At 67.4% G+C, this 23,247-nt stretch carries 25 protein-coding genes; 13 read left to right on the top strand and 12 right to left on the bottom strand.

Going from position 1 to position 23,247, the window contains the following annotated elements:
- Positions 1-465 carry a GatB/YqeY domain-containing protein gene (locus tag ACRDU5_RS17275; RefSeq protein WP_526615887.1) on the bottom strand — a complete coding sequence of 155 codons (465 nt, stop codon included), beginning with the start codon at positions 463-465 and terminating at the stop codon, positions 1-3.
- Between the two features lie 75 nt (positions 466-540).
- Between ACRDU5_RS17275 and ACRDU5_RS17270 the strand changes: the two genes are divergently transcribed.
- Genes ACRDU5_RS17270 through ACRDU5_RS17250 form a run of 5 tightly spaced genes read left to right on the top strand, consistent with a single transcriptional unit; the run spans position 541 to position 5,806 of the window.
- Complete coding sequence (locus ACRDU5_RS17270; RefSeq protein WP_526615889.1) at positions 541-1,719, top strand: DUF7847 domain-containing protein; 1,179 nt, start codon at positions 541-543, stop codon at positions 1,717-1,719.
- A 1-nt stretch (position 1,720) separates the two neighbouring features.
- On the top strand, positions 1,721-2,374 hold the full coding sequence (locus ACRDU5_RS17265; protein ID WP_526615886.1) for a DUF4129 domain-containing protein: 654 nt from the start codon (positions 1,721-1,723) through the stop codon (positions 2,372-2,374).
- On the top strand, positions 2,356-3,513 hold the full coding sequence (locus ACRDU5_RS17260) for a DUF4350 domain-containing protein (RefSeq protein WP_526615888.1): 1,158 nt from the start codon (positions 2,356-2,358) through the stop codon (positions 3,511-3,513). The genes ACRDU5_RS17265 and ACRDU5_RS17260 overlap by 19 nt, the downstream gene beginning before the upstream one ends.
- The gene (locus ACRDU5_RS17255) at positions 3,510-4,484 is read left to right on the top strand and encodes an AAA family ATPase (RefSeq protein WP_526615885.1); all 975 of its coding nucleotides are present in this window, start codon (positions 3,510-3,512) and stop codon (positions 4,482-4,484) included. Before ACRDU5_RS17260 ends, ACRDU5_RS17255 begins: the two co-directional genes overlap by 4 nt.
- Positions 4,484-5,806, top strand: coding sequence for a DUF58 domain-containing protein (locus ACRDU5_RS17250; RefSeq protein ID WP_526615884.1), 1,323 nt, complete (start codon positions 4,484-4,486; stop codon positions 5,804-5,806). Before ACRDU5_RS17255 ends, ACRDU5_RS17250 begins: the two co-directional genes overlap by 1 nt.
- A 2-nt stretch (positions 5,807-5,808) precedes the next feature.
- On the opposite strand, the gene ACRDU5_RS17245 is transcribed toward ACRDU5_RS17250, so the two are convergent.
- Positions 5,809-6,801: a stage II sporulation protein M gene (locus ACRDU5_RS17245; RefSeq protein ID WP_526615882.1), complete on the bottom strand. Its 993-nt coding sequence runs from the start codon at positions 6,799-6,801 to the stop codon at positions 5,809-5,811.
- Between the two features lie 28 nt (positions 6,802-6,829).
- Here ACRDU5_RS17245 and ACRDU5_RS17240 point away from each other — a divergent pair, with 28 nt between their 5' ends.
- Positions 6,830-7,708 (top strand): RDD family protein, encoded by an 879-nt coding sequence (locus ACRDU5_RS17240; RefSeq protein ID WP_526615881.1) that lies wholly within the window; start codon positions 6,830-6,832, stop codon positions 7,706-7,708.
- Here the strand turns inward: ACRDU5_RS17240 and ACRDU5_RS17235 are convergent.
- The 3 genes from ACRDU5_RS17235 to ACRDU5_RS17225 all read right to left on the bottom strand — a co-directional run bounded on the left by ACRDU5_RS17235 (position 7,673) and on the right by ACRDU5_RS17225 (position 9,922).
- Positions 7,673-8,197, bottom strand: coding sequence for an anthrone oxygenase family protein (locus ACRDU5_RS17235; protein WP_526615880.1), 525 nt, complete (start codon positions 8,195-8,197; stop codon positions 7,673-7,675). The genes ACRDU5_RS17240 and ACRDU5_RS17235 overlap by 36 nt on opposite strands.
- A gap of 20 nt (positions 8,198-8,217) precedes the next feature.
- Positions 8,218-8,712: an anthrone oxygenase family protein gene (locus tag ACRDU5_RS17230; RefSeq protein ID WP_526615879.1), complete on the bottom strand. Its 495-nt coding sequence runs from the start codon at positions 8,710-8,712 to the stop codon at positions 8,218-8,220.
- 79 nt (positions 8,713-8,791) lie between these two features.
- Positions 8,792-9,922, bottom strand: a complete 1,131-nt coding sequence (locus ACRDU5_RS17225) for a GGDEF domain-containing protein (protein WP_526615878.1) — start codon at positions 9,920-9,922, stop codon at positions 8,792-8,794.
- A gap of 123 nt (positions 9,923-10,045) precedes the next feature.
- Between ACRDU5_RS17225 and ACRDU5_RS17220 the strand changes: the two genes are divergently transcribed.
- Positions 10,046-10,978 carry a helix-turn-helix transcriptional regulator gene (locus tag ACRDU5_RS17220; RefSeq protein WP_526615877.1) on the top strand — a complete coding sequence of 311 codons (933 nt, stop codon included), beginning with the start codon at positions 10,046-10,048 and terminating at the stop codon, positions 10,976-10,978.
- Between the two features lie 15 nt (positions 10,979-10,993).
- Here ACRDU5_RS17220 and ACRDU5_RS17215 read toward each other — a convergent pair whose 3' ends face one another.
- Positions 10,994-12,322: a carotenoid oxygenase family protein gene (locus tag ACRDU5_RS17215; RefSeq protein WP_526615876.1), complete on the bottom strand. Its 1,329-nt coding sequence runs from the start codon at positions 12,320-12,322 to the stop codon at positions 10,994-10,996.
- A 79-nt stretch (positions 12,323-12,401) separates the two neighbouring features.
- Here ACRDU5_RS17215 and ACRDU5_RS17210 point away from each other — a divergent pair, with 79 nt between their 5' ends.
- The 5 genes from ACRDU5_RS17210 (at position 12,402) to ACRDU5_RS17190 (ending at position 15,488) form a co-directional block, all read left to right on the top strand.
- On the top strand, positions 12,402-12,929 hold the full coding sequence (locus tag ACRDU5_RS17210) for a PadR family transcriptional regulator (RefSeq protein WP_526615875.1): 528 nt from the start codon (positions 12,402-12,404) through the stop codon (positions 12,927-12,929).
- A gap of 96 nt (positions 12,930-13,025) precedes the next feature.
- Positions 13,026-13,265 (top strand): Rv2628 protein family, encoded by a 240-nt coding sequence (locus tag ACRDU5_RS17205; protein ID WP_526615873.1) that lies wholly within the window; start codon positions 13,026-13,028, stop codon positions 13,263-13,265.
- 100 nt (positions 13,266-13,365) lie between these two features.
- On the top strand, positions 13,366-13,755 hold the full coding sequence (locus ACRDU5_RS17200) for a hypothetical protein (protein WP_526615872.1): 390 nt from the start codon (positions 13,366-13,368) through the stop codon (positions 13,753-13,755).
- Between the two features lie 145 nt (positions 13,756-13,900).
- On the top strand, positions 13,901-14,593 hold the full coding sequence (locus ACRDU5_RS17195; RefSeq protein ID WP_526615871.1) for a PadR family transcriptional regulator: 693 nt from the start codon (positions 13,901-13,903) through the stop codon (positions 14,591-14,593).
- Between the two features lie 19 nt (positions 14,594-14,612).
- On the top strand, positions 14,613-15,488 hold the full coding sequence (locus tag ACRDU5_RS17190) for an aldo/keto reductase (protein ID WP_526615870.1): 876 nt from the start codon (positions 14,613-14,615) through the stop codon (positions 15,486-15,488).
- A 51-nt stretch (positions 15,489-15,539) separates the two neighbouring features.
- On the opposite strand, the gene glpK is transcribed toward ACRDU5_RS17190, so the two are convergent.
- Positions 15,540-17,006 carry a glycerol kinase GlpK gene (glpK, locus tag ACRDU5_RS17185; protein WP_526615869.1) on the bottom strand — a complete coding sequence of 489 codons (1,467 nt, stop codon included), beginning with the start codon at positions 17,004-17,006 and terminating at the stop codon, positions 15,540-15,542.
- 66 nt (positions 17,007-17,072) lie between these two features.
- Complete coding sequence (locus ACRDU5_RS17180) at positions 17,073-17,408, bottom strand: CD225/dispanin family protein (protein ID WP_526615868.1); 336 nt, start codon at positions 17,406-17,408, stop codon at positions 17,073-17,075.
- A gap of 146 nt (positions 17,409-17,554) precedes the next feature.
- Between ACRDU5_RS17180 and ACRDU5_RS17175 the strand changes: the two genes are divergently transcribed.
- Positions 17,555-19,033: a glutamate-cysteine ligase family protein gene (locus tag ACRDU5_RS17175; RefSeq protein WP_526615867.1), complete on the top strand. Its 1,479-nt coding sequence runs from the start codon at positions 17,555-17,557 to the stop codon at positions 19,031-19,033.
- Between the two features lie 4 nt (positions 19,034-19,037).
- Here the strand turns inward: ACRDU5_RS17175 and egtE are convergent, their stop codons facing one another.
- Genes egtE through egtB form a run of 4 tightly spaced genes read right to left on the bottom strand, consistent with a single transcriptional unit; the run spans position 19,038 to position 23,129 of the window.
- A complete protein-coding gene (gene egtE, locus ACRDU5_RS17170; protein ID WP_526615865.1) occupies positions 19,038-20,180 on the bottom strand; it encodes an ergothioneine biosynthesis PLP-dependent enzyme EgtE in 1,143 nt (380 codons plus the stop codon).
- Positions 20,177-21,142, bottom strand: coding sequence for an L-histidine N(alpha)-methyltransferase (gene egtD, locus ACRDU5_RS17165; protein WP_526615864.1), 966 nt, complete (start codon positions 21,140-21,142; stop codon positions 20,177-20,179). Before egtD ends, egtE begins: the two co-directional genes overlap by 4 nt.
- Complete coding sequence (gene egtC, locus ACRDU5_RS17160; protein ID WP_526615862.1) at positions 21,139-21,834, bottom strand: ergothioneine biosynthesis protein EgtC; 696 nt, start codon at positions 21,832-21,834, stop codon at positions 21,139-21,141. Before egtC ends, egtD begins: the two co-directional genes overlap by 4 nt.
- Positions 21,834-23,129, bottom strand: coding sequence for an ergothioneine biosynthesis protein EgtB (gene egtB, locus ACRDU5_RS17155; RefSeq protein WP_526615861.1), 1,296 nt, complete (start codon positions 23,127-23,129; stop codon positions 21,834-21,836). Before egtB ends, egtC begins: the two co-directional genes overlap by 1 nt.
- Positions 23,130-23,247: the final 118 nt, after the last annotated feature.

Below are 23,247 nucleotides of genomic sequence, written 5' to 3'. Positions count from 1 at the left end.
CTACAACCGCGACTTGACCGCCGCCGAGAGCCGGGCGCCGTCGGCCTTACCCGCGGCGATCGCGGTCGCGGCCTTCATCACCTGGCCCATCTGGCGCATTCCGGGGCGTTCGCCGGTCTCCTCGGCGACCTGCGCGATCGCGGTGTCCACCACGTCGGCCAGTTCGCCCTCGGTGAGCGGGGTCGGCAGGTACTCGTCGATGATGCGGGCTTCGGCGTGCTCGTTGGCGGCGAGTTCTCCGCGGCCGTTCTGGGTGTAGATCTCCGCCGACTCGCCGCGCTTCTTCGACTCCTTGGCCAGCATCTTGAGCACCTCGGCATCGGACAGCTGGTGTGACTGCTTGCCGGACACCTCTTCGGTTTGAATCGCGGCCAGCAGCATCCGCAGCGTTGCGGTGCGCAACCGGTCCTGCGATTTCATTGCGGTGGTCAGATCTGCACGCAGCCGGTCTTTGAGTTCCGCCATGGCGCAAACGCTACGCCGCGCTGACGTGATGCGCGGCCGGCGGCCACGTTGTCAATTCTGGCGGCGATCGACAGGATGGTGACCATGGGCAACCCGGGATATCCGCCGCCCGGCTACCCACCGCCGGGATATCCGGCGTATCCGCCGCCGGGGTATCAGGGCTATCCACCACCCGGATACCAGGGTTATCCGCCGCCGGGATACCTGGGATACCCGCCACCGGGCTACCCGCGGCCGGGCTATCCTGCGCCCGGGTACGCACCGGCGCGGCCGATGCCGCCGGCGCTCGAGCCGGGGGTCATCCCGCTCCGGCCGCTAACGCTGAGCGACATCTTCAATGGCGCGGTCGCCTACATTCGGGCGAACCCCATAGCGACGCTGGGCCTGACCACGGTAGTGGTGGTGGCCGCCCAGATCGTCGCGATGATCCTGCAGGTCGGTCCGCTGGCCGCGACCGGAGAACTCGGAGCGCTGCGCGGCGAGGAGGCGTCGCCGGCCGCGACCCTCGGGTCGTCGGCCTCCGGCCTCGCCACCCTGATCACCACCTTCCTCTCGGCGATCGTGCTCAGCGGCATGCTGACGGTGGTCATTGGACGGGCTGTATTCGGGGCCGGCATCTCCATCGGGGAGACGTGGCAGCGGGTCCGTGGGCGACTGCTGCCGTTGATCGGTTTCATGCTGTTGGAGCTGGTCGGTGCGTTCGTGCTCGTCCTGGTGGTGTTCGTCGTCATCGGCGGCGTGGCGGCCGGCGCCAACGGCGCCGCGGCCTTCGCCGTCGGTGCTCCGCTGGCCATCGGGGCGCTCGCGCTGCTCATCTTCCTCGGCACCATGCTCGCTTTCACGCCGCCGCTGATCGTGTTGGAGCGTCTCAATGTGTTTGCGGCAGTGGCGCGCTCGTTCAAACTGGTGAAGGGCGATTTCTGGCGGGTGCTGGGAATCTGGCTGCTGGCCACGATCGTCGCCGGTGTGATCTCGGGAGCGGTGTCGATCCCGTTCAGCCTCGCCGGCCAGCTGACGTTGTTTGCCTCCGAATCCACGGTGACGACGTTGATCGCGATCGTGTTGATCTCGATCGGCAGCGCGGTGGGCCAGATCATCACCGCGCCGTTCAGCGCCGGCGTCGTCGTGCTGCTGTACACCGATCGGCGAATGCGCGCCGAGGCGTTCGACCTGGTGCTGCGGACCGGAGCGGCGGTCGGACCCGAGGCGGCTCCGGATTCTACCGACCACCTATGGCTCACCCGGCAGCCGTGACGTGCCGGCGATAGACATCGATCGCGATGCCGCCCATGACGCGGCCCAGCGTGAACTCTCAAAGCCCATCTACCCCAAGGCGTCTCTGACCGAACGCCTCCGGGAGTGGATGGATGAGTTGCTCTATCGGATCTTCCTCGAGGGCTCCTCGGTACCGGGCGGCTGGTTCACCGTCTCCATCCTGTTGATCATTCTGGCGCTCGCGGTCGTGGTCGCCGTCCGGATCGCGCGCCGCACCATGCGCACCAACCGCGGCGGCGACCACACACTGTTCGGTGCCCGGTTACTCAGCGCCGCCGAGCACCGCGCCACGGCCGAACAGTGTGCGGCAGCGGGGAATTGGGCCGCCGCCATCCGCCATCGGCTGCGAGCCGTCGCTCGCCAGCTCGAGGAGAGCGGTGTACTCGAACCGGTGCCGGGACGAACGGCCACCGAGCTGGCCAAGGATGCCGGTGTGGCGGTAGCAGACCTGACCGACGAATTGCTGCAAGCTGCAAACGCTTTCAATGACGTCACCTATGGTGAACGGCCCGGTACCGAATCCGCATACCGGATGATCGCCGACCTCGACCATCATCTGCGGTCCCGCGGCTCGGCGGCCACGGTGGCACCCGCGCCAGCCGCTGACGCGGACACCTGGGCTGCGGTCCGATGACGGCAACCGAGTCCGCCATCGCGCCAGCCGCGCGGCAGCGCTGGCGTACCGCCCGCTGGGCGATTCTGGCGCTGGTAGTCATCGCCGCCGTCGCCACGGTGGGCGCCTACCTGACCGCACCGCGCCCCGGCGGGCGAATGGATGCGGGGTCGACGTCTTCCGAAGGCGCCCACGCACTGGTCGCCTTGCTGCGTGACCATGGCGTCGAGGTGATGGTGGCCGAGGACATCGCAGCGGTGGAACGCTCGGCGCGGCCCGACACCCTGGTGGTCGCGGCGCAGACGTTCTTCCTGGTGGACGAGGACAGGCTGCGTCGGCTGGCCGCGGTACCCGGCGACCGGCTGGTCGTCGAACCGGTGCCACGGACCAGGGAAGTGCTCGCACCGGAGATCCGCACCGGCGGGGCCGGTAGCTTCGGTGGCCGGCCGGACTGCGACCTGCGGGAAGCCACCCGGGCCGGCGATGTGCAACTCGGGATGAGCGATACCTATGAGGCCGCCGGAGACGTGCCCGTCACGCGGTGCTACGAGGGTGCGGTAGTCCGCTACTCCGACGGCGGCCGCACCGTGACCGTCGTCGGCACCGCGGACTTCATGACCAACGCCGGGCTGCTCAAGCAAGGCAACGCCGCGCTGGCGATGAACCTCGCCGGAACCCAACCGCGGGTCATCTGGTATGCCCCGCAACGCACCGAGGGTGAATCATCAGGCGCCGCATCGATCTCCGACCTCATTCCCGATCAGGTGAGGTGGCTCGGGTTTCAGCTGTGCCTGGCCGTCCTGCTGTTGGCACTGTGGAAGGGTCGGCGCGTGGGTCCGCTGGTCGCCGAGGAACTCCCGGTGGTGGTGCGGGCTTCGGAAACCGTCGAGGGCCGTGGCCGGCTGTACCGCTCGCGGCGCGCCCGCGACCGGGCCGCCGATGCGTTGCGCACCGCCACCCTGCAACGTGTCGTCCCCCGGCTGGGGCTCGGACCCGATGCCGCACCGACGGCGGTGGTGGATACCGTGGGCAGGCGTTGCGGGGAGAATCCGGAAGCAGTGCGCCACCTGCTGTTCGGTTCGCCGCCGGCCACCGATTCCGACCTGGTAAACCTTGCGCACGCGCTCGACAACATCGAAAGGCAGGTCGCACAGTCGTGACTCAGCCAGTAGTCCAGACAACCCAACAAGGCGCCGCGCGAAATGCGTTGCTGGCCTTGCGGACCGAGATCGCCAAGGCAGTGGTCGGCCAGGATGCGGTAGTCAGCGGCCTGGTGATTGCGCTGCTGTGCCGCGGCCACGTGCTGCTCGAGGGTGTGCCCGGCGTCGCCAAGACCCTGCTGGTGCGAACGTTGGCAGCGGCGCTGCAGTTGGAGTTCAAACGTGTGCAGTTCACGCCGGACCTGATGCCGGGCGACGTCACCGGATCACTTGTCTACGACGCCCGGACCGCCGAATTCGAGTTCCGTCCCGGGCCGGTTTTCACCAACCTGCTGCTGGCCGATGAGATCAACCGGACACCGCCCAAAACCCAGGCGGCGCTGCTGGAGGCCATGGAGGAACGGCAGGTCAGCGTCGAGGGTGAAGCACGGCCGTTGCCCGACCCGTTCATCGTCGCCGCGACCCAGAACCCGATCGAATACGAGGGCACCTACCAACTGCCCGAGGCACAGCTGGACCGGTTCCTGCTGAAGCTGAATGTGCCGTTGCCGCCGCGGGATCAGGAGATCGCGATCCTGGACCGGCACGCCCGCGGCTTCGACCCGCGCGACCTGTCCGCGGTGAAACCCGTCGCGGGCGCCGCCGAGCTGGCCGCCGGACGTGCGGCGGTGCGTGAGGTGCTGGTGGCCGACGAGGTACTGGGCTACATCGTCGACATCGTCAGCGCCACAAGGCATTCGCCATCCCTGCAGCTCGGTGTGTCACCGCGTGGCGCGACGGCGTTGCTCGCCACCGCGCGAACATGGGCGTGGCTCTCGGGCCGCAACTACGTGACGCCCGACGACATCAAGGCAATGGCCCGCCCGACGCTGCGACATCGGGTGGCGCTGAGGCCGGAGGCCGAACTCGAGGGCGCCAATCCCGACGGTGTGCTGGACGGCATCCTGGCCTCCGTTCCGGTGCCGCGCTAGTGATCTTCACCGGCCGCACCGGGCTGCTAGCGCTGATCTGTGCCCTACCGATCGCGTTGTCACCCTGGCCCGCAACGGCTTTCACTGTTCTGTTCACTCTGCTGGTGGCAGCGGTGGTGGTGGATGTGTCGTTGGCCGGTAGTAGCCGTCGGCTGCGCTTCACCCGGTCTGGGGACACCGCGGCACGGCTTGGCCAGCCGGTGGACGCCGAGCTGACGATCGAGAACCCGGGCCGCCGCCGCTTTCACGGCCAGGTCCGCGATGCTTGGCCGCCCAGCGCGCGAGCCGAGCCACGTACCCACGCAGTGAACACCGCAGCGGGGCAGCGCATTCGGGTGGACACCCAGCTGCGGCCGGTGCGCCGTGGGGACCAGCGATCGGCGTTGGTCACCGCCCGCTCGGTGGGCCCGTTGGGTCTGGCCGGCCGGCAGAGCTCACACCGGGTGCCCTGGCAGATTCGCATCCTGCCGCCGTTTCTGTCCCGCAAGCATCTGCCGTCCCGGCTGGCCAAACTGCGCGAACTCGAGGGCACGATCCCGGTGCTGATCCGCGGCCAGGGTACCGAATTCGACTCCCTCCGTGAGTATGTCATCGGTGACGACGTCCGATCGATTGACTGGCGCGCGACGGCCCGCCGAGCCGACGTCGTGGTACGGACGTGGCGGCCAGAACGGGACCGGCGGGTGGTGGTCGTGCTCGACACCGGCCGAACATCGGCCGGTCGCGTCGGTGTCGATCCCACCGCCAGCGACCCCGGCGGCTGGCCGCGGCTGGACTGGTCGATGGACGCCGCGCTGCTGTTGGCCGCGCTGGCGTCGCGGGCGGGCGACCATGTCGACTTCCTCGCCCACGACCGGGTGAGCCGGGCGGGCGTGTTCAACGCGTCGCGCACCGAACTGCTCGCCCAGCTGGTGGAGGCGATGGCTCCACTGCAGCCCGCGTTGGTGGAGTCGGATGCCACCGCAATGGTGGCCGCCGTGCGGCGACGCATCCGCACGCGGGCACTGGTGGTGCTGATGACGGATCTGAACGCGTCGGCGCTCGACGAGGGGTTGATGGCGGTGTTGCCGCAGCTGTCCGCCAAACACCAGGTGCTGCTGGCCGCCGTCGCCGACCCTCGTGTCGACCAGCTCGCCGCCGGCCGCGCCGACGCGGCACAGGTGTATGACGCCGCGGCGGCCGAACGGGCCCGCAACGACCGGCGGACGATCGCGGCGCGACTGCGGCGAAGCGGCGTCGATGTCGTCGACGCCGCGCCGGAAGAGCTGGCGCCGGCCCTGGCGGACCACTACCTGGCGATGAAAGCCAGCGGCCGCCTCTAGGGTCAACGAGTGGGGACGAGGTCGGGAGCGTCATCGACGTCGCCCGTCTCCCCCGCCTTGACGGCCTTGCGGCCGAAGTAGATCACGTAGCCGAGAAGGCCGATTTCGGCGAGCACGCCGATGGCGATGCGGGCAAAAGTCGGCAACGGCGACGGCGTGACGAGCGCCTCGATCAGCCCGGCCAGCAGCAGCACGGCGACCAGTCCGATCGCGACGGCCACCACCGCTCTGCCCTGCTCGGCCGCCACCTGTCCGCGGGGCCGGTTACCGGGCGAGACCACCGACCAGCCCAGCCGCATTCCCGCCGCGGCGGCCAGGAACACCGCGGTCAGCTCGATCAACCCATGCGGTGTGAGCAGCCCGAGGAGGATGTCGCCCTTTCCGGCATGGAACATCAGGCCGGCGATCACGCCGAGGTTGGCGGCGTTCTGGAACAGCACGTACGGGATCGGTATCCCGAGCAGGATCGCGAACGCAATGCATTGCGCCGCCACCCAGGAGTTGTTGACCCACACCTGCAGCGCGAACGACCCGGCTGGATTCTCGCTGTAGTAGGAGGCGAAGTCGTTGTTCACCAATTCGTCTATCTCGCTGGGGGTTCCGACGGTTGCCTGCACCTCGGGGTTGCCGGCCACCCACAGCGCGATGATCACGGTGACGATGAAGAACGCCACGGCCGAACCCAGCCACCATCGCCAAGCCCGGTATGCGACGACCGGGAACGATACGGTCCAGAACCGGGCGAACTCGCTCCATAGCGGGGCATGTGCGCTCGTCACCGCGGAACGCGCCCGGGCCACCAGCGATGACAACCGGCCCACCAGCACCGAATCGGTCGACGCGGTCCGGACCATGGACAGGTGCGTCGACACCCGCTGGTAGAGCTCCACCAGCTCGTCGACTTCCGCACCGGTCAGCCGCCGACGCCGTTTTACCAGTGCTTCCAGCCGGTCCCACGTCGGGCGATGAGCGAGCACGAACGCGTCGACATCCACCTGGCAAATGCTAGTAGCCTCGGCGGTTATGGTCCCCCGCGCAGAACAGGTGGTGACCGGTGACGCCGTCGTTCTCGACGTGCAGATCGCCCAGCTCCCGGTGCGGGCGTTGTCGGCGCTCATTGATGTCACGGTGATGTTCGTCGGCTACATCGTCGGCGTGATGTTGTGGGCTGCCACCCTGAGCCAGTTTGATCCCGCGTTCTCGGGCGCGGTGCTGATCATCTTCACCGTGCTGACGATTGTCGGGTACCCGGTCGTGTTCGAAACCGCAACCCGAGGGCGGACGTTGGGCAAGATGGCGCTCGGTCTTCGGGTGGTCTCCGACGACGGCGGCCCGGAACGCTTCCGCCAGGCCCTGTTTCGGGCGCTCGCTTCCTTCGTTGAGATCTGGATGTTCTTTGGTGGTCCGGCCGTGATCTGCAGCCTGCTGTCGCCGAAGGGCAAGCGCATCGGGGACGTGTTCGCCGGGACCGTGGTGATCAGTGAGCGCGGGCCGAAGCTGACCCCGCCGCCGCCGATGCCGCCGTCGCTGACGTGGTGGGCGTCGTCACTGCAATTGTCCGGCCTGGATCCAGAACAGGCCGAGCTGGCCCGCCAATTCCTTTCCCGGGCATCGCAATTGGATCCCCAGGTACGCGATCAGATGGCGTATCGGATCGCCGGTGACGTGGTCGCGCGGATATCGCCGCCGCCCCCGCCCGGTGTTCCGCCGCAGTACGTGCTGGCCGCGGTGCTGGCCGAGCGGCACCGGCGGGAGCTGGAAAGGCTGCGCGCGCCGTTCGAAGCGCCGCCACGGCAGTGGGACGCGTCGCGGTGGACGCCAGTGCCCAGCCCGCCGTTGCACCCGCGGCCGGTCACCCCGCCCGCGTCATCCGACGGTGGCGGATTCGCGCCGCCCGGCTAGCCGCCACAGCCCGACGGCGAATAACACCGCGCCCGCCAGCGCGGCGACGCAGCGCACGGCGTTCCACAACAACCACGGCTCCGCGTACGCCTGCCATTCCCGCGCGGCATCGGCGGGTGTCAGTACGGCAGGGTCGAGTGCGTTCAGCCGGGTATTGAGCGGCACGTTGAACAGCAGCGTGACGATTCCGGCGATCAGCGCGAACACCGCCCCGGCCAATAGATAGCCACAGCCGGGTTGTCGCAGCTGGCGTGCGGCCAGCACGCCGACCACGAGCGCGAGCACGGCGGTGGCGATGAGCAGCAACGCAAACGCGGGGTTCAGCCTCGATTCGGTGATGATGCCTGCCATCGCGGTGACAGCTGTCACCGGATCTGTGCGATCCAGTCCGGGCACCACCGAGGTGGCGTAGGCATACGCAACGCCCCCGGACGCAGCGGCACAGACCAACGAAGAGATGATCAGGATGACGAACAGGCGACCGCGCATGCTCAGCAGTCAACCACGGGTCAGCGTTGGTGCAGGCCAATCAGCATCAGCGCGGACGCGATGATGGCGGTTGCGATGCGGGCATGATTCCACGCCGTCCACGACGAGAAGTGCGCCTGCCATTCGCGGGCGGCGTCGGCGACCGATAGCCCCGCAGGGTCGACGGCGTCGAGGTGATTGTTCAGTGGCACATTGAACGCGATCGTGATGATCGCGGCTAACACGCCGAAGATCGCGCCGGCCAACAGCCAGCCGCTGCCCGGTTGCCGAAACTGAATCACGGCGACCACACCGACCGCCACAGCGAGCACTGCCGCACCGAAGTAGGCCAGCAGGAATGGCGCGTTGGAGTTCGCCTCGACGTTGATGCCGCGCATCGCGGTGATGGCGTTGACCGGGCCGGTGCGATCCAGGCCGCGCAACACGAAAGTGGAGAAAACGTACATCATTCCGGCCGCGGCGGCACTGCCCATCGCGGCGATGGCGGTGAGGATGACGAAGGGGCTGATGTTCATGGGCCGAAGTCAACCGGCCGGAACCGCGACATTCCATCGTTGGTCGTCCCGACCGCATACGTGGCCGTCTACGCCGCTATTAAGCCGATCTGTCGGTGTCGCCTAGGTTGTCACCAGTCTCGTCGAGGACGGAAAGCGCGGGCGCCAGTCGCACAACAGCCTGATCGCCGCCGCCCTTGCGGGCGTCGAACATGGCGGCGGCGGCAATGGTGAGCAGCTCCTCGACGACGTCGGGGGACGGGTGATCGGCCAGTGGGAGCAGTGGTGTGGTCACCGCTCCGATGCTGGTGGTCAACCGGTACGGCGCGGTGCCGATGGTGCTGCGGATGCGGTCGATCAGCGGGTCGGGTTCCGGTGCGGTGAACAACTCGCCGATCAAGAATTCCGATTCATTGACGTGGGCAAGGATCGTTTCGCGCCGGACCGCTTCCCGCAATCGTTGAGCGATAGCGACGCGCGCGCGATTACCGCCCGTCTCACCCCTCAAGTCCGTGAGCATCGAGAAGTTGTCGAGACAGACGACCATGACGACGAGAAAGCGGTCATCACTTCGACCGCAGGCACCGATCAACGTGGTGGCCCGCTCGAAGAACGCATCGCGATTGAGCAGCCCAGTCAGCGGCTCGATGTCGCCATATCGGGTTTCGGTGTCGAACATCCGGACCGCCATCCGGCAGGCGACTGCGACGAAAACATTGACCAGCCCGACAAGAAAAACAGAGGAAATCGCCAGGGCGGTGTCAATGGAGGCCAACCGCACGACCAGCACGGCAAGGGTGGCCGCGCATGCCGTCCAGACGAATGCCAAGAGCCGGAAAGAGTGGAAGAACGTGGTGAAGGCGGAGAGCACGGCAAACGTCGTTGCCCCGAGAACCCCGACCACCGGTTTGGCCTCGATCAGACAGGCCACCGCAATGCACGCCGTGCCCACCACGACGCACGCCTGCGACTGGGTTCTGGTTGGCCAACGGTTCCTCAGCCACAGCACACCCATGGCCAGACAGCACACCGCAACGACGATTGCTAGCGCCCGGTTCGGCAAACCTTGCGGGCCGACCGAGCTGGTCATCAGCAACAGCGGGATCACACCAAGGGAGAACATGCTCGCGGCGACGACACGGCATAGATTGGCCTGCATATCGCGTGCGGCGAAGTATGCGGTGATCCAGTAGTAGTGATCGGCTTCGCGCGGCCAGCGTCGTCGAGCCATCCTCACGTTGTCCTCGACTGCACCGCCGTACCGTACCACCCAGCAAACACCGATTGGGGCCGAAACCTTCATCCGGCAGCCAACCGTCTCCACGCCGCGCACGGCGGGCGATACGCTCCCGGCGTGGACGCCGTGGTCGGATTGCTCGACGGCGTACGGGCACGGGGCGCATTCGTGCTGCGGCTGATGCTGGACCCGCCGTGGTCGATGAGCATTCGTGACGAGGCGCCGCTGACGCTGATCTGCCAGACCCACGGCACCGCGGCGATCGTCGGCGACAGCAGCGGGACCGTCTGGCTCGGCCCTGGTGACGTGGCGCTGACGCGCGGCACCGAGCACTATCTGTTCGCCCACGATCCGGCCACCGCGCCGACAGTGGTGATCCATCCGGGCCAGCGCTGCACCACGCTGGCCGGAGACGACCTGCGCTTCGAGATGTCACTGGGCGTGCGAACCTGGGGCAACAGTTCATCGGGCGCGACGCGCGCGGTGATCTGCGCCTACGAGGGGCACAGTGAGGTCAGCGCCCGGCTGCTCGACGCGCTGCCGGCGGTGCTGGTGCTGCGGGCGGACGAATGGAACACCCCGCTGATCGATCTGCTGGCCGCCGAAGCCGGACGTGACGGGTCTGGCCAGGAGGCCTACCTGGACCGGCTGCTCGATGTCCTGCTGATCGCGGTGCTACGCACCTGGTTTGACCGCGAGGGCAATGCGCCGACCTGGTGGCACGCCGAACACGACCCGGTTGTCGGGCCGGCGCTGCGGTTGATCTACAACAACCCGGCATACCCGTGGACAGTGGCGAATCTGGCCGCGGCCGTGGGTTCTTCGCGCGCCGTGTTTGCCCGCCGGTTCACCGAACAGGTCGGTGAGCCGCCGATCGCGTTTCTGACCGGGTGGCGCCTGGCGCTGGCCGCCGACCTGCTGCGGTCGAGCCAGGCCACGATCGCGGCGGTGGCCAAACAAGTCGGCTACAGCACCCCGTTCGCGTTGAGCAGTGCGTTCAAACGGGCCTATGGCGTCAGCCCGAACACGCACCGCGCCACGGCGGTTTAGCCCGAGCCGTCGCGCTCAGGCGCTGATCCAGTTTCCGTGGAACCCGTAGGGAACCCGCTGCGGCAGCTTGATTCTGGCCACCGGCTCACCCGCGAAGTCGGAAGCGTCGATGATCACCAGATCGCTGCCGTCGCGGCCGGGGTCATAGACGTAGCCGAGGTACCACCCGTTGCCTTCGTCGGCCGGCCCGTTGCTCGACGGAACGAACACCGCTTCGCCGGGACGGCTCGGACCGAAGCTGTGCTCGACAGCTGCGCCGGAGTTGAGGTCGTAGCGCACCAGTTCGTTGGTGCCGACCGAGACGGCATAGCGGGCGGGCAATCCGGCCAGCCGGTCGTCGATGCGCGGGAACTCCACCGCCCGGTCGTCGAGCTGACGTTCGGCGACCTTGCCGGTCTGCAGATCGATGGTCCAGCTCCACACCACGCCGTCGGTGTCGAAGCCGCCGTCGTTCCGCCACAGCTCGGGGTAGCGGACCGCCTGCAGCACAATCGAATTGCCGGTATCGAAGGCGTTGGCGACATGGAACACGTAGCACGGATCGATGTCGAACCAACGCACCTCGCCGAACGGGTCGTCGCGGCGCAGCACGCCGAGGCGGGCGCCGTAGTTGTCGTCCCAGCGATAGGGCATGTCCGGTTCGGCCTTCATCGCGATCTCGAGGTTGAACACCACCGGGAGATCCATGAAGATGACGTGCTCGGCGGTCAGGGCGAAGTCGTGCATCATCGTCAGCGCCGGGACATCGAGCGGCCGGTTGATGGTCAGCTCGCCGTCGGCGTCGGCACGGTGATAGCTGACGTGCGGCGCGAAGATGTTGCCGTAGCCGAAGAAGTGCAGTTCGCCGGTGGTCGGGCAGATCTTCGGGTGCGCGGTCATCGAATCCACCAGCTTGCCGCCGAAGTCGTAGGCGCCCAACGTTTCCAGATCGTTGGTGATCTGGTATGGCAGCGACGACTCGACCAGCGCCAGCGTCTTGCCGGCGTGGTTGACCACATGGGTATTGGCGACGCTGGAGTGCAGGTTGCGGGTGCCGTCGGCGTTGTAGACCGGGAAGTCGTTGTCAAAGCTCTCGGTCCGCACCCAGCGGTTGCGGTACCAGGCGGCGCGTCCGCCTTCGATCCGGACGCCGTGGATCATCCCGTCTCCGGTGAACCAGTGCGCGGTCGCTTGGCGCGGGTTGGGCCCGTTGCGCAGGTACCAGCCGTCGAGTTCGGCCGGGATCGCCCCTTCGACGGGCAGGTCGAACTCGGTGAGTTCGTCAGCGACCGGAGCGTAGTTGTCGCGCTGAAAGAAGTCGCCGGTGCCGAAAAGGGCCGAGGCATCCGAAGTCGCGTTGGTCATCTGAGTCTCCTTCCGGTTGACATGTCTAATCTGACATGTCAGTAATGACATGTCAAGACTGGGATGTACGATTCTTGTCGTGAGTTTGCGGATTGCGGCACTGGGGCTGCTCGCCCAACAGCCCGCCAGCGGGTATGACCTGCTCAAACAGTTCGAGAAGTCGATGGCGAATGTCTGGCCCGCCACCCAGAGTCAACTGTACGGCGAGCTCAACAAACTCGCCGACGCCGGCCTGATCGAGGTGACGGACATCGGCCCGCGCGGCCGCAAGGAGTACCGCATCACACCGAACGGACGTGCCGAGCTGCGGCGCTGGGTGACGAATCCGCAGGACGACCCGCCCTATCGCAATGCGCCGCTGCTGCGGGTTTTCCTGCTCGGGGCGATTCCGCCCGATCAAGCCCGCCAGCACATGGTGGCGGTGGCACAGCACGCCGACGCCGAGGTCACGCGGCTTGAAGAGCTGCGCGACTCGATCGAGTGGACCGACGACGCCGGCCTCTTCTATGGCCGCGCCGCATTGGAGTACGGGCTGCGTGCCAACGCGGTGGAGGCCGAGTGGGCGCGCTGGCTGGTCAAAGCCATCGACGAGCGCCGCCGACGGTAGCCGACAGAATTTCTCAAAAAAGTGTCGGATCGAGCCGGCCTGGCTCCTCTTACCGGCATGACTCATCCAAGGATCCGTCGGCCCCGAATAACGGGCATGCACCGGCAGGCGGCACGAAGCCGACCCATCTATCGGGTCACTCATTGCCTGCGCGAACGGCGCACCGTCGACGTGTCGGGTCCCGAGATCGCCACCACCGTCGCCGCATGGTTGGCGGAGTTGGGTGCCGATAGCCCGCTGGTTGAGGAGCTTGCGCGAGCGGTTCATGCGGGCGACTGGCCGGCGGCCCACGCGATCGGCGAGTACCTATCCGTTGACGTGACACTGGCGGCCTGAGCAAAACTTCTGAAAAAAGTGTCAGGCGCCAACGGCGCGATCGCTCCTACCTGTGAGAGCGGCCCAACCGGGGCCGCGACCACCACACAAGGAGCAAAAAATGAACACCATCAATCGCAAGAAGTCGGTCGCCGCAATAATCGGCGGGGCCATCGCCGCTGCGGCGGTGCCCGCCGCACTGCTCGCCAACGCCGGAACCGCACAGGCCGAGACGCAAGTCGTGCCGTTTACCGACGCCCTCGGCGTCTCTGTCCACGTCGTCTCGGTTGGTCCCCTGCCGAGCAGTGGCTGGTGCAGCTACACCGCCAAGCCCGCGATCGTTCCGCCCGGCGTACTGCCGCCGTTGCCGGTCTACAACGTCCCGTTCTATTTGCAGGAGAACGCGGTGCACAAACTGTGGTTCCCGGGCATCCAGACCGGCACCACATGGGATGTCGACGTGAACTGCGCGAGCGGTGGCGACACCCCCGTTGTCCAACGGGTCTACTGAGCGCCTTGGGCACGCCGGTGGCGTGGTCGTCGTGACACATGTTGCGGCGGCCACGCCACATTACGTTGCATCACGATAGTTCCCGATATATCGTCGACGTATCGGAAACGCGATGGGCGTTTCCCGTCAAAAAGGACTCACCCACATGAACGACCCATTCACCCCACCACCCAGTGGATTCGGGTTCGGGCCACAACAGCGCCGAGCCCTGCACGAACAGCGGCGCCAGGCCCGCCGCGAATTTCGCGAGCACCTCCGCGACCACAACGCCGGCATCCAGGCCGGCTTCGGCTACGGACCCGGCCGTGGCGGCTTCGGCTTCGACCCACGCTCGGGCTTCGGTTTCGGATTCGCCGGCGGTCCGCGCGGCCGCCGTGGCGGTGGTAGGCGAGGCAAGCGTGGCGACGTCCGCGCCGCCATTTTGGTGCTGTTGACCGATCGCCCGATGCACGGCTACGAGATGATCCAGGAGATCGCCGAACGCAGCGGCGGCCTATGGCGGCCCAGCCCCGGCTCGGTCTATCCGACCCTGCAGCTGCTGGTCGACGAGGGCCTCCTCGTGGGCACCGAAAGCGAAGGCAGCAAGCGGCTTTTCGAGCTGACCGACGAGGGCCGCGCCGCGGCGGAGAAGGTCGAGACCCCGCCGTGGGAGGAGATCGCCGAGGGCTGGAAAACTCAAGACCCCGGCCACGCCAACCTGCATACCGCGCTCGGACAGCTGATCGGTGCGGTAGCGCAATCCGCCTACACCGCGACCGAGGAGCAGCAGCAGCGCATCGTCGACATCGTCAACGGCGCCCGACGCGAGGTGTACAACATCCTCGGCGAGTCGGAGTAGCAGCGCCTAGCCTGGCTGCGTGGAACAGTTTCCCCTTGGCTCGTTCTCCGTCGGCCGCGCCGGTTTCGGCGCCATGCAGCTGCCCGGCCCCGGTGTCTTCGGACCGCCGAAGGACCGGGACCAGGCGCTGACCGTGTTGCGACGCGCAATTGAGTTGGGCGTCAACCACATCGACACCGCGCAGTTCTACGGGCCCGGCGTCGCCAACGACCTCATCCGCGATGCGCTGCATCCGTATCCGGCCAGCCTCGCTCTGATCACCAAGGTCGGGGGACGTCGAGACGAGGCCGGCGCGTGGATACCCGCACAAGAACCAGACGAGCTGCGCGCAAGTCTCGAAGAGAACCTGGGCACGCTCGGGGTGGATAAGCTGGCCGCGGCCAACCTTCGGGTCTTCGACAGCGATGGCAACCCCAACCAGCCCGCACGGGTGGACCGCGAACTTTTCGGCCGTCAGCTGACCGCGATGATCCAGGCCCGCGACGAAGGCCTTATCGCCGGAATCGGCCTGAGCAGCATCGTCGTTGAGCACTTGAACATCGCACTGGAACGGACCGAGATCGTCTGCGTGCAGAACGCGTACAACCTCGCCGACCGGACATCTCAGGCCGTGCTCGACGCGTGCATCGCATACGACATCGCATTCGTTCCGTTCTTCCCACTCGGTTCCGCCTTCGCCCCCGACAATCCCGTCCTCGGCAATCCCGTGATTCGGCGGGCTGCAGTCGACCAAGACCGGACGCCGGCGCAGATCGCGCTCGCATGGACGCTTGCAATCGCACCCAACGTGCTGCTAATCCCGGGCACGTCCTCGGTGCAACACCTCGAAGAGAACATGGCGGTCGCCGACATCGAGCTCGACGACGACACCAAACGTCAACTCGACGCCGGCTAATTGCGATTTCGGCGTGATTTCTAGCGGTGAGCGCAGGAAATCACGCCGAAATCACTCGACGTCGACCCAGTCCAAGGTGCGCTGCACCGCCTTCTGCCAGCCGGCATAACCGGCGGCGCGTTGCTCGTCGCTCCAGGTCGGCGTCCAGCGTTTGCCTTCTTGCCAGTTGGTCCGCAGGTCGTCGGGGTTCTCCCAGAATGCGACGGCCAAGCCGGCGGCGTATGCGGCACCCAACGCGGTGGTTTCGGCCACCATCGGTTTGACCACGTCCACCCCCAACACGTCGGCCTGGATTTGCATGCACAGGTCGTTGGCGGTGATGCCGCCGTCGACCTTGAGCACCTCCAGGTGTACGCCGGAGTCGGCCTCCATCGCGTCGACCACGTCGCGGCTCTGGTAGCAGATGGCCTCCAGCGTCGCCCGTGCCACGTGCGCATTGGTGTTGAACCGCGACAACCCGACGATCGCGCCGCGGGCATCCGACCGCCAGTACGGCGCGAACAGCCCGGAAAACGCCGGCACGAAATACACCCCGCCGTTGTCGTCCACCTGACCGGCCAGCGCCTCGCTCTGCGCGGCGCCGCTGATGATGCCCAGCTGGTCGCGCAGCCACTGCACCGCCGAGCCGGTCACGGCGATCGAACCCTCCAGTGCGTAAACGGGTTTGGCGTCGCCGAACTGGTAGCACACCGTCGTCAGCAAGCCGTTCTCGGAGCGGACGATCTTCTCGCCGGTATTGAGCAACAGGAAGTTGCCGGTGCCGTAGGTGTTCTTGGCCTCCCCGGAGTCCAGGCATACCTGCCCGACCATCGCCGCCTGCTGATCGCCGAGGATGCCGGTCAGCGGGACCTGCCCACCGACCGGCCCGTCATCGCGGGTGATGCCGTAGGACGCCGGATTCGACGACGGCTTGATCTCGGGCAGCATCTGTCGCGGGATATCGAAGAAGGACAGCAGTTCGTCGTCCCAATCCAGCGTCTCCAGGTTCATCAGCATGGTCCGGCTGGCGTTGGTGACGTCGGTGACGTGCACGCCGCCGCGCGGCCCGCCGGTGAGGTTCCACAGCACCCAGGAGTCGGGCGTGCCGAAGATGGCGTCGCCCTTCTCGGCGTCGCGGCGCACACCATCGACGTTCTCCAGGATCCACTGAACTTTTCCGCCGGAGAAGTACGTGGCCGGCGGCAACCCGGCCTTGCGCCTGATCACGTCGCCGCGGCCGTCACGGTCGAGGGCGGACGCGATGCGGTCGGTGCGGGTGTCCTGCCAGACGATCGCGTTGTGATACGGCCGGCCGGTGTGCCGGTTCCACACCAGCGAGGTCTCCCGCTGATTGGTAATCCCCAGCGCCGCAAGGTCGGTGGCGGACAGCTTCGTCGAATTCAGCGCCGATGTCACCGCTGATGCGGTGCGCTCCCAGATCTCGACCGGATTGTGCTCGACCCAGCCGGCTTTCGGCAGGATCTGTTCGTGCTCGAGCTGATGGCGCCCCACCTCAGCGCCGTCGTGGTCGAAGATCATGCAGCGGGTGCTAGTGGTCCCCTGGTCGATCGCGGCAACGAATTCGGCCAACTACTGCTCCCGACCTCAGTCGCGATGGCGGTGGTGGTCGCCCCAGTCGCCGCCCTGGGAGATGAGCACCAGGATGAAAATGGCGTACAGGATGGCGAACAACAGCAGTAAGCCACCGGCGATCCAGAGCGAGAGCTGACCCAGCCGACGCGCCCGATCGGAGGCGTACTGGGCGCCGCCGAAATTGCCCGCGGCCCACAGCGGATACACGTTGAGGGAATGGCTGAACGCCGAGAACGACAGCGGCCAGAAGAACAGCAGGGCGGCCACTGCCCAGCCAGCGTTGTGCGGCGGCGGACCGGTGACGGGCGCGGTCTGCGTCGGAGCGGTCGGTTCGGTCGGTTCTGTCATGTTGGTCTCCTGTCGATGAGTGACGACAACTTCGAACGTACTCAAGTCGGCGGGACGGCGCTCAATTCGTCAACTGGCTACTCCGATGGCGCAGATAATGCACGATTTCCTTGCGCGGGCGTCACCGAGCATGTTCCATCGGCGTTGTGGGCGAAGAGGTGAGGCAGACCGACTTCAGTCGCGCGCACCGCCGCGAATACCGGCGCAAGGTCCAGCTGTGCCTGGACGTCTTCGAAACCATGCTCACCCGGTCCAGTTTCGAGTTCGAGCGCCCACTGACGGGTATGGAAATCGAATGCAACCTCGTCGACGCCGAATATCAGCCCGCGATGAGCAATCAGGAAGTGCTGGCGTCGATCGCGGACCCGGCTTATCAGACCGAATTAGGCGCCTACAACATCGAATTCAACGTTCCGCCGCGACCGTTGCCCGGTCGGGCAGCGCTGGAGTTGGAAGCCGACGTTCGCGCCAGCCTGAACGCCGCCGAATCCAAGGCCAACGAAGATGGCGCTCACATCGTGATGATCGGCATCCTGCCAACCCTGATGCCCGAGCACCTGTCGGGCGGGTGGATGAGCGAGTCGACGCGCTATCAGGCGCTCAATGATTCGATCTTCACCGCCCGCGGCGAGGACATCCTGATCGACATCGCCGGCCCGGAGCGGCTGAGCCTGCAGCTAGCGTCGATCGCGCCGGAATCGGCGTGCACCAGCATGCAGCTGCACCTGCAGGTCTCCCCCGCCGAGTTCGCGCGGAACTGGAACGCTGCGCAGGTTCTGGCCGGGCCGCAACTGGCGCTCGGCGCCAACTCGCCCTACTTCTTCGGGCACCAGCTGTGGTCGGAGACTCGCATCGAACTGTTTGCCCAGGCCACCGACACCCGCCCGGACGAGCTCAAGGCGCAGGGCGTTCGCCCGCGGGTGTGGTTCGGCGAACGGTGGATCACGTCGATCTTCGACCTGTTTGAGGAGAACGTGCGCTACTTCCCGTCGCTGCTGCCGGAGTTGTCCGAGGAGGATCCGGTCGGCGAGCTGGCCACCGGGCGGACACCGCAGCTGCCCGAGCTGCGGCTGCACAATGGCACCATCTGGCGGTGGAACAGGCCGGTGTACGACGTCGTCGATGGCCGGCCACACCTGCGTGTGGAGAACCGCGTGCTGCCGGCCGGGCCGACCGTGATCGACATGATGGCCAACTCGGCGTTCTATTACGGCATGCTGCGGACACTGTCCGAAGAGGACCGTCCGTTGTGGACGAAGATGAGTTTCGCTGCGGCACACCAGAATTTCCTCGATGCGGCCCAGCACGGCATGGACGCTCGGCTGTACTGGCCGGGTCTGGGCGAGGTGACACCGGACGAGCTGGTGCTGCGCCAGCTGCTGCCGATGGCCCGCGAGGGCCTGCAGCTTTGGGGGGTAGCCGACGAGGTGTCGGACCGGTACCTCCGGGTCATCGAAGGTCGCGCCAAGACCGGTCGCAACGGGTCGGCGTGGCAGGTGGCGACGGTGCGGGCGCTGCAGAAGCGCGGCGTGACCCGGCCCGAGGCGCTGGCCGAGATGCTGCGGCTGTATTGCCAGCGGATGCACAGCAACGAGCCGGTGCACACCTGGGATGTAGCCGGATAGCGGCTTAGCTGCGTACCTGGTCGGTGGCGGCCGTCAGCGCCTCGGCGAACTGCTCGAGATCCTCGGCAGTGCTGTCGACATGTGGCGACACCCGCAGCACCGGCGCGGTCAGTTCGAACGGGGCACGCTGCACCTCGGCGAAAGTGGTCACGATGCCGCGCTCGGCGATCAGCCACGCCCGCACCTGTTGCGGGTCTGCCCGGTCTGTTGCCGCCAGGGTGGTGATCGCGGTCGGCTCATTGACCGGTTCGACGACCCGCCACCCGGCGATGTCGGTCAGGGTGTTGCGGGTCAGGCGGCCCAGTTCGGCCAGCCGGGCACGGATCTGCTCGGGGCCAACGGCCAGATGTTCACCGAGCGCGACCGAAAGGCCGACGCGCGCAGCAATATTGGCTTCACCTTGCTCCAGACGTTCCATCACGGTGTGGGGCAGGTCCCACTCCGGCGGCGGCAGCCGCGGCCGCAGCCGTTCCGCCAGCGCGGGTTGGACCGCGAGCATGCCGACACCCCGCGGGCCGGCCATCCACTTGCGCGACGAGGAGTAGACCGCGTCGGCACCCACCACACAGTCGATGTGGCCCAGCGCCTGGGCGGCGTCGACGGCCAGCGGGACACCGATGCCGCGGCACACTTCGGCGAGTTCGCGCATCGGCTGCACAACGCCGCGGTGGCTGGCCAGCGGGGTCAGGTGCACCAGCCCGGGCGGATCGGCCGTGAGCACGCCCGCAGCTTCGTCGACGGCCAGCCGTCCGTCGCCGTCCACCGGCAACGCACGGACCTCGAAGCCGTTGGCAGCCATCACGGCCAGGTTCGGGCCGTATTCACCGGGCAGGCAGGCCACCGTGCGGGTGCCCGTCCAGCTGCCGAGCAGCAGGTCGAGCGCGTGGTTGGCGCCGGTGGTGTAGACGACGTCGGGCCCGGTCATCCCGGTGAGCGCCGCGACGGCGGCCCGGCCGGCGTCCAGCACCGGCGCGGCGGCCTGCGCGGCCACATAGCCGCCTACCTCGGCTTCGTGCCGGGCGTGCTGGGCGGCGGCCTCTATGACCGCGAAGGTTTGGCGCGAGCACGCCCCGCTGTCCAGGTGCAGGCCGGCGACTTTCGGCCGTGCCGCGCGCCAGCGGTCCGCGAGGTCTGCAGGTGCGGTCATTTGGTCGCCAGCGACAGCCCGAAGTCCCCCGCCCGGTCGGTCCACCAGTGCGTGCGGCGCAGACCGGCGTCGGCCACCTCGGCGGCGACGCCGTCGGGCCGGAACTTGCACGACACCTCGGTGAGCATTTCCTCGCCGGCGCCGAAGTCGACGGACAGGTCCAGCGCGCCGATCCGCACCCGCTGCGCGGCGATCGCCCGCAGCCACATCTCGATCCGTTCCTCGGCGGGGTTCCACCGGGCCACATGCTCGAAGGCCTCGAGGTCGAAGTCGGCGTCGAGTTGGCGGTTGACCACCCCCAGCACATTCCGATTGAAGCGGGCGGTCACCCCTGCGCTGTCGTCGTAGGCGCGCACCAGCCTGCCGGCGTCCTTGACCAGGTCGGTACCCAGCAGCAGGCTGTCGCCCGGTTGCAAAGTGTCGGACAGTGCCGACAGGAACTCCGCGCGCGGCCCCGGCGTGAGGTTGCCGATCGTGGAGCCCAAGAACACCACCAGTCGTCGCCCCACCCGCGGAATCTTGACGACATGTTCCTCGAAATCGCCACAGACGGCGTCTATTTCGATACCCGGATACTCCCGCTGGATGGCAGAACCCGCCGCCTGCAGCACACCGGAGTCGACGTCGAACGGGATGAACCGGCGCAGCGACCCGCTGTTTCGCAGCGCGTCGAGAAGCAGTCGCGTCTTCTCCGAGGTACCACTGCCCAACTCGACCAACGTGTCGGCACCGGATGCGGACACTATCTCCGCCGAGCGGTCGCGCAATATCTCCGTCTCGGCCCGGGTCGGATAATACTCGGGCAGCCGAGTGATCTGCTCGAACAGATCGCTGCCTGCCGAGTCGTAGAACCACTTGGGCGGCAACGATTTCGGCTTCTGCGTCAGGCCGTCGCGCACGTCGCGCCGCAGCGCCCGCATCGCGGAGTCCGCAGCGAGGTGGTTGGACAGCGAGAGGGTCATGAAGATCCTTTCAAACCGATCAGCTCGACGCCGGTGCCGTCGACCTTGACGAGGTGGCGGTCCGGGATCTCCTGCCAGTCCGGGTCGTCGTCGAAGGGTTCGCTGGCCAGCGCCACGCCGTCGGCGACGCGTAGCACGAACAGCGTGTCGCCCCAGGTGGTGGCCAGCAGCTGAGATCCCTTGCCGGCCAATATGTTCAGCCTGGCATTTGGGTCGGCGGCGGCAACCTCGGCGATGGTGTCGCCAAGCGCATCGAGTCCACGATCAAAGATCAATGCTGCCAGCAGCGCGCTGTCATTGGTCGATTCGGCGGCCGAGGAGACCGGCAGCACCGTGCGGTCCACCAGACCGTTGTGCGAGAGCAGCCATTGCCCGTCGGTGAACGGCGCCGACGCCGACGGCTCGATCGGCATGCCGATGGTGGCCGATCGCACCGCCGCGACCACGCAACCGCTGCGCAGGACCGGTGCCACCGAGGCGAACGACCCGTCGCCCCACAGTGGGGTCGCGCTGCGCCAGCGCCGGGCCACGCCGTCATCATCGAAAAATCCGACGCCCCAACCGTCGGCGTTCATCAGGCCGTGCTTCTGCCGACGCGGCGCATACGACTGCACGAGTAGCCCATTCGGGGGATCCAGCACCAGGGACGCGACCGAACGCGGCTCACCCAGCCAGCCGAGGTGGCGACACATCAGATATCCCAGGCCAATCGGACCCCGCAGAAGATCTGCCGCCGGATCGGGTGGTCCCAGTTGCGGAAGCTGGGCCGCACGATGTCGCGGCCGACCGCCCACGAGCCGCCGCGCAGTACCTTGTAGTCGCCGTCGAAGAACGGTTGGCTGTAGCTCTGGTAGATCATCGGGGTGAATCCCGGCCAGGGCCGCAGCGGCGACGTGGTCCACTCCCACACGTCGCCCAGCATCTGCTCCGCGCCATAGGCCGACGCGCCGGCGGGGTAAGCACCGACCGGCGCCGGCCGCAACGCGGCGCCACCAAGGTTGGACAGGTGCTCGGTGGGCTCCGACTGCCCCCACGGAAAGCGGCGGCGCTCACCAGTTTTCGGATCCCACGCGCAGGCCTTCTCCCACTCCACCTCGGTGGGTAGCCGCGCACCGGCCCAGGCCGCGAAGGCCTCGGCCTCGAAATACGTGACGTGCTGCACGGGTTCGTCGGCGGGAATGTCCTCGACGTGACCGAACCGGGTGCGAGTGCCGGAAAGGTCTCCGCCGTTCCAGAACTTCGGCGCGGCCAGCCCGGCCTCGCAACGGTGTTCCCAACCGCGCGCCGACCACCATTGCTTCTGCTGGTAGCCGCCGTCGTCGATGAACCGCCGCCACTCGCCATTGGTGACCGGAACCCGCCCGATGCGGAAGGTCGGGATGTCGACGGTGTGCGCGGGGCGCTCATTGTCCAGCGAGAAGGGTTCGGCGACCCCGTCGACCCCGAGCGTGAACGGACCGCCCGGCACCGGCACCGACGTTCCGGCCAGCCCGGCCCGACCACTGGGCAGCGCCGCTCCCCGGTCCAGTAGCGCCGGCCCCACCCGCAGGTTGAGCGCTTGCAGCATGGTCTCGTCGTGCTGATTCTCGTGGCTGATTACCAGGCCGAAGTTGAACGCCCCTTGGCTGTCGGGGCCCTCTTCGGGCAGCGCGTCGAGGGTGTCCAGCGCCTTGTCGCGCACCGTCGCGCAGTAGGCCCGGGCATCCGACGGCGGCAATAGCGGCAGGTCTACCCGGCTGGCCCGCGAGTTCTGGAACGCGTCATAGAGGCGCTCCACCTCGGGCGGCAGCATGCCCGGCCGGTCCGGGTTCCCGCCACGCAGCAGCCATAACTCTTCCTGCTGACCGATGTGCGCGAGGTCCCATACCAGGGGGCTCATCAATGGGTCGTACTGGTGGCGCAGTTCGGCGTCGTCGAACTCGACCAGCCGCAGCGTGCGCTCGCGCGCCTGCGTCAGCCCGCGCGCCAACGTTTCGCGTGCACTCACGGCTCGCCTTCCGCCAATTGCGTGACCGCCGGGACGATCCCGTGCTTGACCACGCGGTCGGAGAAGTCGTCGGCCGGGCAGCGTCCCTGCTCGACCGAACGCACCAGCTGCTGCATCG

It is taken from the genome of Mycobacterium sp. (assembly GCF_050701515.1).
In the GTDB taxonomy this organism is placed as follows: Bacteria; Actinomycetota; Actinomycetes; order Mycobacteriales; family Mycobacteriaceae; genus Mycobacterium.
This window is presented reverse-complemented; position numbering and strand designations above follow the sequence as displayed.